We start from the raw sequence: 12,922 nt of genomic DNA, 5'->3' as shown, positions 1-12,922 counted from the left end.
TGCGGCGGTGAACCATACGGTTCAGCATGTCCTGCGCTTTTAACTTTTCTAAGCCGCCTGTGCGGCGGTGAACTCGAACCGTATGCAGTATAAATACCTCCATCATTTCTAAGCCGCCTGTGCGGCGGTGAACGCCGAGGAAGCCGCCGCACTAGCAGCCGCTAATTTCTAAGCCGCCTGTGCGGCGGTGAACAATAGATTACTAGTTTAAAAGTGAGTAACTACAGTTCGTTAGGCTAAAAACCATTATTTTACCTTACGAAAAAAACACTGCTGTAACTCACTGTTTCTATTTAATTTGTTAAAGAGCATAAATTATAAGGTCAAAACCTGGGTAAATAGCCTCTGCTTGATAATCCATAACTGTCAAACGAAACACTTCCCTCCTTTACTACTGCACTATGTGTTTGTTGAATAAATAAAGGAAAGCGCGAATCCTTAGTGTAACTTTGCATATAAACAAAGGGCGCTTTGGTCTTTTTAGGTTTAAAACCGTCAAAATGCGCTGTAGCTTGCACTAACGTTTCATTATGACGCTTCATTCTTCGAGCGATTTCCCGCGCTTTATTCGCACGGATTGCTGGGCGCGAATAAGCTACATAAACTTCTATTTTTTCGGGCACGGGACGGATACTACTGATATGCAAGTAGTCGGTAAAATGACGCAGCCAATTGCTTACCTTTAGATCTTCCAAATGCTGAGGTTGAGTTGCTAGCAAGCGTAATTTTGAGCCTAAACTGTTATCCATTTCATTAAACTGTGGAAATGCGGCAGCAATCTCAAATTGCCCTACCCGATTTTTATGCTCGACCAAAGCAAGATGCACTTGATGATAGAGTTTCTCCCAGAGGAAATAATGCCCCACTTCCTCGTTGGGCAATAAGGTAATGTCTAGATAATGATTCATCGCAACTCCTTATTCACCAAACACACCGCCACGGATCAGCATGGCCATGACATAGTGTTGTTGTTCAATGCTAGGGATCTTGTCTTTGAGCATCCAAGCATCTAACAAATTATAAAAATCGTTTTTTTCTTTCGGTTGACGGTAGGCCGCGCCGCGGTTAGTCACAGAACCGTAGGGTTCAACCGCAATCGGTCCAATTTCTTCAAAATCGGGATGCCAAGTGTCAATCGTACGCAATGCATTACCGATTTTTTGCGAGTGCATTGCCGCTTGTCCATCAAGTTGATAAAGGAACTTACTCTTATCTCCCTTACCACCGCCCATCACCAATTCCTGTGAAGGGAATACCGCTTGGCCTTGTCCAAGTTGGCTGTATGCCTCGACCTTAATCAGGGCGTGTTTTTCCATTAAGCCAAATTGAATTATTTTCGCCAGCTCGTTTATCTGCTGATCATCAGCAAAATCACGTAGATTGAAATCATAACTATCAAAGGTAAAGTGCTGATTATTGGCTGTTACGACAATTTTTACCGCTTGTGCTCCAACACGGTTACGCCATAAAAAACGGCCATTAGCGATATTCTGCGCATAGCGTTTTGCCAGTTCACTAAATTGAGTTTCAATTTGATATTGCTTCACTTTTGCGGCTAAGGCTTGCTGATATGCTGGATCGTTACACGTTGACGGTATGTGTAAGTCACTCAGGATGCGTAGGGTAAACACTAATTTTAGCGTGTCTGTATGGTGGGGAAGCGCAGCAATATCGACCGTTTGTAAATTCGCCTTAGAGACTTCGGCATCAAGTTTTGCGGGATCGTTTGCTGTTGCGGCTTTTAATCGGTTTGAAATCGTTCCTCTTACGGCTTTTTCTCCTACTATGATAGGTTGCCATACATTTTCATCCCAATTACCCGCAAACATAAGGGCATCGGATGGAAGCAATTTTGCTTCAAAAGCTAACACTGATGGTGTACTCAGTTTGATATCTGCCATGATTAATGCTCCGTTATTAATTAATAGTCATCTAAATTAAATGAGGTTAATGCAGCGTCAAAATCTGCAATGGATGGTATATCTACTTGAAATGGTTCTGTCTTTGCTAAGTACCAAGGATGTTGGTAGCTGTAGCGCCATATTCCCGCGCTAATATCAATTAACCGATGAATACTTAGCCATTCGCCTACGCTGTAAGCGGTTTCGGCAAATGCAACAGGGACTGACTTATCCCGCACATTGGCAACCTGCCCCGCTTCGTATACTGGCGAGATAGCACAATAACCTGTTGCAATAGGGACTAAATAACCCGCTTGAGGCTTTGGCACATAATGCCAATCCGCTTTGATGGTATCTGATGGTCCGCTTATTTCAGGTTCCATATCTAACCGAGTTGCCTGATAATTTAGGGTGGCAAAGTCACACCAAGCATCAAACAGGCTTGGCTTAGCACCATGAACGACCTCTTGCTGTAATCCATTAACATGGCTCGCAAGGTAATCGCTACGATCGATTAAGATAAATCCCGGCATTAAACGCCGTAGTGCTTTTTGCTGCTGTTCGTGGTCGCTCAATATCTCAATTTGCCCGTATTGAGCGATCTGCCCTCCCGCTAGCCTCATTGCAGGTAACAAAGCGTTAATCTGGTCTATGAGCATTTGCTCTGTTTGATTATCGCCTTGAATTAACCCCTTAATTTCGATCAATAAAGAAACTTGCATGTTCATGCGGCCTTCTTCATTGATTGGTGCGGTATTTCCTTGTTGAGTTAATGGATTACGAGTCAAGGCAAAAACATAATCTCCCCAGCCTTTAGGTTGGCGAGCATGCACCCTGTTTTTGTGACTAACGACGCAAACGCCACCTAAGCTCACATCAAGCTCACGAGATAACTTGCGTGATAAAGCATGGGCAAAACCTAAAAAATTCGTTATCGCCGGAAACCCATAGGTCAACCCTGCAATGGCATTCGCATTTTGCACATCGAGTTTTTTAATTAATAAATACTGCGACATTCTATGCATCCCCATGTTTAGGTGTATGACGCTCAAAGGTTTTAAGCTGCACTAGACATAATTTCTTAACATACTGATGTTCAATATCACCTAGCACATATCGTTCTTTATTTTGCAGCTGAGCCAATAACCAAGTCGCAAAATCGTTGGCGATGATGTCTTGCCAATCGCCTTTGGCACGCTCCTGCTGAAAACGCGGTTCTGGGTTGGCGACATCGAGCCAAAGACCGTGAGCGGTTTTTAATTGACACTCAGCCGACGTTGCCCAACCTGCAAATTCCGTCATATTTTGAATAATGGCGGCCTCATTAAGTAGCACATCGATAATTGGCAACACAAAACCATAATCCCGTTGATATCGCGCTTTAAAATTGTTTTCTTGCGCGGTTACCCCAGCCAAAAACGCTTTAAATTCGCGAATAAAACCTGCGGTTTTAAACCGCAATTGGCGGCTAAAAATACTGGCACTCGTGAGCGGCGGCTTGCTTTGAGCTTGATAATGCGGTGGCGCGCAATTGAGTAAGAAACTTTGTCCATACCGCTCGCTATTAAGTTGAGAGATATTTTGTGGTTTTGAGCCACCAAAGTTTTGCACTGCTGTTGCCGGGAATATCTTCTCGAGCGATGCGTGATAATGACCTTTTTTACGCGCCTCTCTAATAGCTTTGGGCTCATCGCCAAAACGAGTTGATGTGACGTGATGATATAACTCATGGGCTAAGGATGAAGAAAACAAAGGACACAATAAGTGATAGTGTTGTGATTCATCGCCATTAAGCGCCGTTGATACTGGAAAGTACAATTGCTTAGTTAAGGTATGTCCCGTTAGTTTTTCATCTGCCAATGCTCTAGCAAATCCAAGCTGCCACTCTTTAAGTAACTCAGTATCTTGAGTAAATGCAGTTAAAGCATCGACATGCTGAGCTTGTAGCTGCTTGATGAGACTTTCGCCATTGACTGATATTTTCAGCAGTTTTGCCACATCAAGTGCCGCCGCATTACCTACAGCATCTATCGCTTTATTCGCTAGACTTGCCGTGTTCAGATAGGTCTGCGATTCTGGCGCAGTATCCGCTACCAATATACTGCTGGCTTTAGCATCACTGTGGGTAAACTTAGCCGCATGGGTTGCTAGACTAATCTGTTTGGCGCGTTTTGCAGCATCAGTTAACCAATTCACCGGATTAAAATCCGCCTCAATCGGTGCAGCAGCTTCAGCATATTCCCTATTTGCTGCTGCTATTTCGATAGAATCCTGTGTTTTTTCAAGTATCTTATCCCGTGCTTTTTGTAGCGGTTCAAGCTTGGTTTGCTTACGCTGAGCGATATAATCAGCAAGCGCATCGCTTAAAGTTAATTCCATGGGCTGTCCTTATTGTCTTTACATTCGTACACACCAAGTTGTTCGTGCCATACCCACACTAGGGCGGGTTGATCTTTATTTGCCATTCGAAGGTTAATCTCACCAAATTGCTCACTCACTTTAGTGATCGAACTGTCCAGTAAGTCAGCCAAGTCTTGATATATTTGTTCGGTCGATGGTTTAAACCACCAGAAACATCCTTTAGCTAACGGGACTATTTCAGAGTTAAAACGATGGTTTAACGAGGGATATTGATAGGGTTTATGTGTGGTATCTAATTGACACCAAGTTAATATTTCATCTTCTGGTAATCGCAATAAAAATGCCTCTTGGGGTTGCGATTGGCGAAATGCGGTTTGGCGAATAAACTCCCCGCTCCAAGCAACATCATGCTTCCACCACAGATTGGCCTCTTTATAACTGCGATAAAAAATGACTCCAGCTTTGTCTTTGCCAACAGGTCCTAACGCCAGTTGCAAAGCACGATGTTCCTGCCCCCAAAAGGAGTTTACTGCCTGAGCATGTTGTTTTTTGTGCAGATCGCTATATTGAAATTCACTGCCATTAGCACTGGGCACAGGCTCCATAATTCTTGGAATTGCCGAAATGGCATCGAGTTCAGTAGTCAGTAATGGGGTTAAATCATGTTGTTGTAAGGGTAAAGCGGCACTTTCAAACCCTGGCTTACAGTACGCTGGATGCTCATTTTTTAGTGCCCGAATATTTTTATTTAAAACTAATAAATTAGCCGTCTTAGGTACCTGCTGACGATGACGTTGAATACGTCCTGCAAGTTGGATTAAAGCTCGCAATGAACTAGGTTCAGCAATCGCCCAGTCATAGTCATGATCGCGCCCCACTTCAACGACTGAAGTGCCTAACACGATGAAAATATTATTCGAAGTATTGGTCATTGATAATGCCTGCTGAATTTCAGGCTGGCGCCACAAATTGGCTTCATCGTGACGTGATAAGGCGTTATCGAGGCGACTTTCTTTGTAAGAGCGATGTGCTAATGGAAACTGCGAATGGTAAACACAGTAATGGATACTGTAATCGGCTTGCGGTGACATGTTAATCAGTAACTTAGCAACAGCGATCATTGGATTAATATTAGCCATACGCACAACACCTAAAGACACCTTACGCCCTGATGGATGTACAACATGGTGCATATCATGTAGCTGGTGTAGACATCTGTGTAGCGTGGCAGCAACACACTCATCAAGGGTGGTTGGCGATGCTAATTCAAGCTTTACCAGCTCTCCCCTACGGACGACTTGTTGGCAAGCGAGTTTTTTAACTCTTTTACTCACAAAAATTTTATGTTGCTCGATATAAGATCTTGAGTTGGATATCTCTAAAGTTTCACTTTTATATTCATCAAACCAAGCACACCAAATTGGAGGCTGTTCTGTCGTGGCGAAATGCGCCTGATTAAAATGCTGGCGGCCAGCATGATAGGCATCAAATAGTGTTTTGATCAACGATGGCGGCAGTGTCGCTGATGACAGTAAAACTCTAGAACCTAACATGCCTGCCCAGTTCACTAAGCGGCATAGTGCGGGTAAGTCCTCAAGTCCAAAATCATCCGGCTCATCTAAAATTAAATCAGAGGTGAGTAATCGCAACATAGGCGCAATTTGTTTACCTCCTCGCAAGCTTTCAGTGGCAGGCATTAGATGATCAATGGTGCTGACCAAAATGGGCGCACTCACTAATTGCTCCAATTTAGGACTCGCAGCAAGCCAATGCTTTAACCGCCCATCATAAATTTGACCTTGATAACTAATAAATAATTGTTCGAAAAGATCCTCTGCCGACTCACTACCAATCTGCTTATGCTGCGGTGTTGCATTGTTCAGTTGATGTAAGGTGCTAACGGCCTGTGAACCAATCAGTACCGCTAGCTCATCATCCCCAAGTTTAAGTAAATCCCGATAAGCATCACCCGTTTGTAAGGTAAGTGTTCGTAAACCTAGTGCGACTGAAAAACGGCAACCTTCTCGTTCATCTGCTAAACCATACATAATGCGGGCATTGGCTATGGTTTTCCCGCATCCGGTTGAGGCCATATTGACCCCGAAAAAACCTTGTCTCTCGCTGCCTTTAGCTATCAACTTAGCTTGAGCAAAAGCCTTATCTTGCCAGCGATACTTGCCGTTTGTCGTGTTCTGACTAAATAACTTATGTTGGGCAATCGCTGGTAAAGTATATTTTAAAGCAGGTAAGTTTTGTGCAAAGCGCTGGGCATTCACCGCTACACCAATATTATGCTCATCAAGCTGTTGCTTTAACGCATTACCCGCCTGTAGCACTCTATTATGATCAGTATTAGCAAAGGCATTGTACGTTTTATCTCGCCACTGAACTTTAGATTTTTCAGCGGGAAGAGAGGAATAATAATGATCGGCTAGCATCAACGACAAGCGCGCCATATGTCCAACAAAGCGTTGCTCAAGCCAAAATTGTTCAGTAAATATCAATGGACAATTAAGTGCACGTTCGGCTAGGTTTCGGGCTTTATGCTGCCAAGGCCGACTTAAGAGGGGCGTACCTTGACTAAACTGCCAATTTTGCCTGATAAGATCCGTATCTATTGCCGTCATGTTTTCTGCATTCGCTGAATTCCAATGGCAACTAAAACAATGAGAGAGCCAGCTGTCTATTTCCTTTGTATGTACGCTACCTACATGGGCGAGCGGAAGTCGGTGGTGCGATACAATCAACCAAGCCACCAATTTGGCAAATGGTGCAAGTTGATCAAAAGGTCGCTGATATCCGGAGTCTTCTTTAAACAGCCTAGACAAAACCTGCTGTTCTATTTCAGTACTGTTTTTATCAATGTTGGCCAATTTCTCCAGCCAATCCTTATCCGCTAAACCATTAGCAAAGGCTTCAAATAATCGCAGAGACACCCACTCATGCCGATAGGGTTCCCCTTTAGACTCGGTTAACCCTTTAAGCTTTAGCTGAAATAAATCATTAGCTTTTCCAAAATCATGAAATAATCCAGCAATACTCGACGCAAGGACAATTACTTCATTTAAATGCCAGCCCTGCTCCCATTCTTTATGTTCCAAATTAAGCTGAGTGCGATTCACCGGCACTATGCCTTGTTCATTAAATTTCAATCGATTTCCCACGATCCACAAGAGCTGAGTTCTAGAACGTGAGCGGATCCAGTGGCAACTCACTGCAGTACTTCGACTTGCAGTTTGTTTGAGCATTTTCTTAACCGTTAACAGGCCATCTTCGGTGATCAGGGTTTGCCAAGTGTTATCGCCTATGCGGTTAGCAAAAGCATCCAGCACGCGGCGGGTCTTTTTGAGGGCATTTTTCTCGCACTGACTGATGAATGTCACCATCATAGCTGTTGTACCTTATAAGCCTTGGGCTGCAATTTGCTCAGCACTGTAGTCCTGAAGTGCAACGTCTTTCACCGTATTAAACATAAAATCTAATGCTTTATGATCGGTAAATGCCTGCAATACTTGCTGACGAAATTCTTGTTCAGTGGCGTTCTCTTTGGCGCAAACAAAAGCCCACGGCAGCACTATGGCGTCTTTGATGAGATCAGCGACATCGAACACTAATGCTCCGCGACGAGTTTTCCCGTGCATCACGGCAAAACCATGTGGAATACCCAACACCCAGAGGCAACTAGCTGCAAGTCCATAGGCTAAATAATTGCCGTGGTTTAAAAAGTCATTAGCGATATCAGTGCTTTGGTGTTGACGGGTAAAATCTTTGAGTTGGGTATTATTGGCGGCGTGCTTGTACAGCACTTTGGTTAACTGAGCTTCGGTCAATAGCAGGTCCGACTGTTTGGTTGCCACCTCTGTGCGGGCATGAAAAGTATCAAGCGCGGCTTGGATTGCCGGATCCTTAAAAATAAAGCCTTCCGTTTTGAGTTCGCGATCCCTCTGCCACACTTGTTCGATAAATTGGATGCGGGCTTGCTGAAAGGTTTTCGCGGCGAGTAATCGTTTTTTATCATCGAACCAAAATTGCATCCAACCGTGCAAATATTCAGTGGGCCGGTATTCACTCTGGGGCGTCAGCCATTCCACTTCGCAGGTCATATAAAGTGGCGTGCCGCCACCGCCACAAAATCCGACTAACACCCCAGCCTGCGCCAGCATTCGCATGGCCGCTTGGGTAATGGACGTGCCATTGCCCAATAACAGGACTGTGGTATTGGCAATGGGGATATTGAAATATTGGTTTTCGTTTTTTGCTTCGGTTAAGTAAAGCACACGACCGTCTTTCTGCATCACTCGACAGTATTCGAGGTAATAAACATTAGCTCGTTTAGAATGAAGTATCGTTTTTAAATCCGAGGGAGAAAGATCGTCCATAAATACCTCCATGTGGAATGAAAAGCTTTAACAAATCAAAGCTATCGTCCTAATTCAAGCAATAGTAACTTAGAACTATTTGATTCCCTATGCAACAATCGATACATCGCTCACATATCAGCAACAACCTCACGAAAAACATACATTGTCAGAACCAAAGTCAATAATTAAGAAAGGATCAAAGGATCACAAAATCGATCTGTTGAAGTTGGTATATCCGAGCATACCTAATTTTTGTCCCTCTGAGAAAGTAGCGAAAATAATTATTTATAATCAACACCATATATAGCGTTCAAAATTATGAACGCCCCCTAAAAGCCCGCTAATAAAACAACAACCAAGCCCTCTAAAATCCTCATATGTAGTGAAGCACTGCGCGTCACCGAACCCGCAATCAACCGAGCCGGAAGGACCCGCGATGATAATTGTTCGCATCTACATCGAGTTGCGAGTGATTCTCATCACCATAAGGTGTCGCGTTCTGCTTCAATCAAACCGTGAGCATCGGCGAGGCACAAAATCCGCCCATCTGAAAATCAAAATTCCTCATAATTGCACATGATCATCGCTCCATTCCTATCCATGCAGGATGACTAATATAGGTAAAGAGAACGAGCTTGGCACTCGGCTAAAGTGAGCCAAGGCCTAGACAGCTACTGTTCACATAAAACCGTCAAAAACCGTTTAAAACCTTGGCTTTTACCCTCTTCACCCTATCGTCAACATTTAACACTAAAACAACAAATGCACGCTATTGCATCCTCCACTAGGGTTGATGCAATGACTCGTCTGTAGCCTTACTGCTGCATGGGCTAGAGTGCTCCCAACTTTTTGAGGCTATCTAGGGATTATCTAGGTCGCATCGAAAAACGGTTGAACCATATTGGTGCAACACACTGAACAACACCCATTGAATAGAAACATATCACTAACAATTCAGATTAAGGCAGCATGAGCCTAAAAACGCGTTCAATCACCCAGAAACAGTGTGCAGATCATCCCAGTTCACCTGCTTTCGATGACTAAAAACGGGGAGCGGATAACGCCTTCGCAGGATAAGGCCGCGACCGAAACAGTGAGCCGAATAGAAGGATCCATTTAGGCGCCATCAATTCACCCAGAACTGCCAAAAAACTCACATTTTGCCCTACCCTTTACGCCCTTCAAGCGTTAACACAAAAGCAACAAAAGCGAGCCGTTGCATCCTCCTCTAGGGTTGATGCAACGACTCGCCTGTAGCCCTACTGCTGCATGGGTTTGAGTGCTCCCAACTTTTTGAGGGGATCTAGGGATTATCTAGGCCGCATCGAAGCACTGTTGAATCCAAATGGTGTAATACACCTATCGCAAAACAACACACATGTAACAAATAAGACTAAGGAAACGTGCGGTATTCTCACTAGCCACCGTCACACAGCACGTCTATATCTGCCCTATCAATGCCAGCTGCACACACAAACATCAGCAAATGCTTGAACGACTAACGCACCTGCAGGTAAAGCAGCTGACAAAAACGTAAACATGCACATTGATGCTAGGTATCAGCCTATCCATCCCTTATCCCAACAATCGATTAGCCAGTGTGGGATTACTGGACACACCTGCAAGTCAACAAGGCAGGATCATAGGATCAAGCGGAACAACAAGCTTAGGTACCGGCCATCATCAGCCACCGGCATTAGCGTATTACTAACCACTGCTCATGATGTTCATTGGGATTGGTTAAAGCTGACTACTGGGCATGAAGCGTAAGGTGCTTGGGTGACACATCTGCAGGTGAAGAAAGTGGTCTAAATACAGGTCAAACAGAACGCACGATTGAACTGGATTAATCTAGACTTGACCTGTCAAAATTCAAATCACGATGCAATTAGATCCGATAGGCAGCTTTTGCTCACTTCTGCTCCAAAGCTTGCTAGAACACCTTTGGACAATCGCAAACGGACGAATAAGTTGCCCTACAAAATCTCATATATAAACCCTGCACTTAGAGCTTTATCTGATCATTTGACTGTTCAAAACTGGATAGGCATATAATCGTATTAAAAACGAATGGGTTTTGAGTGTTTCCAAGCTTATTCGTTTGCGTGTTTTTCCAGCCTTAAATTAACAAAGTTTATTAAAATCATTGAGATATACTTTTTCCAAATTAGTTAATAGGTTTGAAAAACGCGCATGCACGCTTTTCAGGGTGGTGTATTTGATAGAAAGCTGATAAGTTCTTTGCAATACAAATAGTTAACAATGTGCGTTTTTACTGGTCTAATGAGGTAAACGCGCATGCGCAATAATAAAATATTAGGTTTTTAGCGCCACTACTGCAATCCGCAGAAGGATCGAGAATTGTTTAGCTTAATTATTTCTTATAGCCCAGATAGTTGGAACAGCAGCCCTCAAGAACTGGATCGAAGTCGATTTGCAGTCGAATATACCGCCGATGAAATTAGCGAGAGATACAAGTTTCTCGACGAAAAGGCTATTGAGGAATTAAAAAGCTTTCCTACCCTTTTTGTTACGGAAAATGAATCAGTAGAATCAAAAATTGGGTACATAACCAATATCCGTCTACGGCAGAATACGGTACTATTTGATTTCGAATTCGATCCAGCGTTACCAAACTTGCCGATTGGTGCTATTGAAGCCATGCGAGTAGATATAGATCTCGGTGGTTGGGAGTTGTCCCGAACACACTGGGCAATAAAGGATGAGCCATTATTCGAAATACTATTGCGTAAGGGATACGTTACCCAGGGGCAACTAGATTCATCTAGGTGGAGTGCGGCCCAACAACTTCATATAGACCCGCCCTTTATTCCAACCCCGCCAGGAGTTTTTAATACTTCACAGGTATTTATAGTTCACGGACATGACGATATCGCAAAACTTGAAATGTCATCATTTATTTCTAGTTTAGGCTTACAGCCGATTATTCTCCATCTACAAGCTAGCTCAGGCCGTACCATAATCGAAAAGATTGAGCATTACTCTAACGTTGGATTTGGCGTGGTCTTATACACACCTTGCGACATTGGCTCCAAAGTTGGAGATTTAACGGGGAGTTATCGCGCTCGCCAAAATGTAGTTTTCGAACATGGCTTTCTTATAGGTAAGTTGGGCCGAGCTAGAGTCGCGGCAGTAGTAAAAGGAACAGTGGAGACACCGAATGACATTAGCGGCGTAGTTTATGTCGCAATGGATCACGAAAGTCGTTGGAAATCTCAGCTAATAGTGGAGCTTAGAGGCGCTGGCTATCATGTACAAACCTAATAAACAATTTCTGAGCGACAAAATATGACGTCATGCCTTTTGCAAAGGGCACAAAAGCCACGCCAACTTATTTTCGCGCCAGAACATGGGCGTTAGCTGTCATTTGGAGTCTCAATGAATAAACAAAGTTTTCATTATACCGCAGATGCCGCTAAGGTCATTTCCGATGACTATATAGGCTTGATGGATAGTGCTGAATATAATTCTGCGATTATGCATGTAAAAGAATTAATTAATGCTGCAAATGTTTTATTTATGTCTAAGAGTTATGCACCTTCTGTTTTTTTAAGTATCACAATATTTGAAGAAATCGCGAAAATAAAATCTGGTCATATGCGTTCATGGGGACAAGAAATAAAACAGGTAAAACGAAGTAAAGATCCATTATTCCAACATATTAAAAAACATAAGATTGCTCTTAATGATATTTACCTTATTAGTGATAGACTTAAAAATAGTATGGGAAAAGAACGAGCTGAAGAGTTTTTTAGAAAATATCAAACTGGTGAATATTCAATTTTTCGTGAAGAATCATTGTATTTCGCAAGATGTAAAAATAAATTACACATACCATCGCACCAATTTGATGTAAAGCTATCTGCGGAGCATTTACTCGTTGCAATCGAGATGTTTAGTGATGAATTTTGGGGAGTTACCGCTGAAGCATCAACCATTTGTGATACTACTGATGCTATTTACATTGAAGTTGAAAAACAGCTAAAAATCGCTTTAAATGAAACAAAAACTGTTGGTTAGGATCCGCTACGTTCCACATCATAACTAACATTTTTTGTCCACTTGAGTGGGCGTTATGCGCCCAACAAGAGTATGCATCGGAGAAAGGATATCTAATTTGAAGTTAACTGAATATCTCGCAATTTATGCGGCAGCACTTTCTACATTCGTGTTCCTATGGAACGTGCTGCAATCGAAAGCTAAAGTTAAAGTGGATTTGGTCTACGGCATCGAAGGTGAGGTGACGGTCTTAAATCTGGTGTATATATTTTTGTTCGG

8 protein-coding genes and 1 CRISPR repeat array (1 of these 9 running past the window's edge) are annotated in these 12,922 nt (G+C 43.1%); of the genes, 2 read left to right on the top strand and 6 right to left on the bottom strand.

The window, feature by feature from the left end:
• Positions 1-193: direct repeats of the CRISPR family, unit length 28 nt; unit sequence TTTCTAAGCCGCCTGTGCGGCGGTGAAC (it extends 5,537 nt beyond the left edge of the window).
• A gap of 130 nt (positions 194-323) precedes the next feature.
• Genes cas6f through cas1f form a run of 6 tightly spaced genes read right to left on the bottom strand, consistent with a single transcriptional unit; the run spans position 324 to position 8,641 of the window.
• Complete coding sequence (cas6f, locus tag HQQ92_RS04170) at positions 324-908, bottom strand: type I-F CRISPR-associated endoribonuclease Cas6/Csy4 (RefSeq protein ID WP_173243367.1); 585 nt, start codon at positions 906-908, stop codon at positions 324-326.
• A 9-nt stretch (positions 909-917) separates the two neighbouring features.
• Positions 918-1,901 carry a type I-F CRISPR-associated protein Csy3 gene (gene csy3 / locus HQQ92_RS04165; protein WP_173243364.1) on the bottom strand — a complete coding sequence of 328 codons (984 nt, stop codon included), beginning with the start codon at positions 1,899-1,901 and terminating at the stop codon, positions 918-920.
• 20 nt (positions 1,902-1,921) lie between these two features.
• A complete protein-coding gene (gene csy2, locus HQQ92_RS04160) occupies positions 1,922-2,917 on the bottom strand; it encodes a type I-F CRISPR-associated protein Csy2 (RefSeq protein ID WP_173243361.1) in 996 nt (331 codons plus the stop codon).
• A 1-nt stretch (position 2,918) separates the two neighbouring features.
• Positions 2,919-4,280: a type I-F CRISPR-associated protein Csy1 gene (csy1, locus tag HQQ92_RS04155; RefSeq protein WP_173243358.1), complete on the bottom strand. Its 1,362-nt coding sequence runs from the start codon at positions 4,278-4,280 to the stop codon at positions 2,919-2,921.
• A complete protein-coding gene (cas3f, locus tag HQQ92_RS04150) occupies positions 4,271-7,651 on the bottom strand; it encodes a type I-F CRISPR-associated helicase Cas3f (protein WP_173243356.1) in 3,381 nt (1,126 codons plus the stop codon). Before cas3f ends, csy1 begins: the two co-directional genes overlap by 10 nt.
• A 12-nt stretch (positions 7,652-7,663) precedes the next feature.
• On the bottom strand, positions 7,664-8,641 hold the full coding sequence (gene cas1f / locus HQQ92_RS04145) for a type I-F CRISPR-associated endonuclease Cas1f (RefSeq protein WP_173243353.1): 978 nt from the start codon (positions 8,639-8,641) through the stop codon (positions 7,664-7,666).
• Between the two features lie 2,343 nt (positions 8,642-10,984).
• Between cas1f and HQQ92_RS04140 the strand changes: the two genes are divergently transcribed.
• A complete protein-coding gene (locus HQQ92_RS04140) occupies positions 10,985-11,908 on the top strand; it encodes a TIR domain-containing protein (RefSeq protein WP_173243350.1) in 924 nt (307 codons plus the stop codon).
• Between the two features lie 114 nt (positions 11,909-12,022).
• Positions 12,023-12,664: an AbiV family abortive infection protein gene (locus HQQ92_RS04135; protein ID WP_173243347.1), complete on the top strand. Its 642-nt coding sequence runs from the start codon at positions 12,023-12,025 to the stop codon at positions 12,662-12,664.
• The last annotated feature ends 258 nt before the right edge of the window (positions 12,665-12,922 follow it).

The sequence above is a fragment of the Shewanella sp. DC2-4 genome, assembly GCF_013248875.1.
In the GTDB taxonomy this organism is placed as follows: Bacteria; Pseudomonadota; Gammaproteobacteria; order Enterobacterales; family Shewanellaceae; genus Shewanella; species Shewanella oncorhynchi.
Note: the sequence above shows the minus strand (reverse complement) of the source record. Positions and strands in the feature narration are given on the sequence as shown.

Excerpts from the sequence above, each read along its gene's own strand:
- cas6f (WP_173243367.1), bottom strand. The coding sequence starts at position 908 with ATGAATCATTATCTAGACATTACCTTATTGCCCAACGAGGAAGTGGGG.
- csy3 (WP_173243364.1), bottom strand. The coding sequence starts at position 1,901 with ATGGCAGATATCAAACTGAGTACACCATCAGTGTTAGCTTTTGAAGCA.
- csy2 (WP_173243361.1), bottom strand. The coding sequence starts at position 2,917 with ATGTCGCAGTATTTATTAATTAAAAAACTCGATGTGCAAAATGCGAAT.
- csy1 (WP_173243358.1), bottom strand. The coding sequence starts at position 4,280 with ATGGAATTAACTTTAAGCGATGCGCTTGCTGATTATATCGCTCAGCGT.
- cas3f (WP_173243356.1), bottom strand. The coding sequence starts at position 7,651 with ATGATGGTGACATTCATCAGTCAGTGCGAGAAAAATGCCCTCAAAAAG.
- cas1f (WP_173243353.1), bottom strand. The coding sequence starts at position 8,641 with ATGGACGATCTTTCTCCCTCGGATTTAAAAACGATACTTCATTCTAAA.
- HQQ92_RS04135 (WP_173243347.1), top strand. The coding sequence starts at position 12,023 with ATGAATAAACAAAGTTTTCATTATACCGCAGATGCCGCTAAGGTCATT.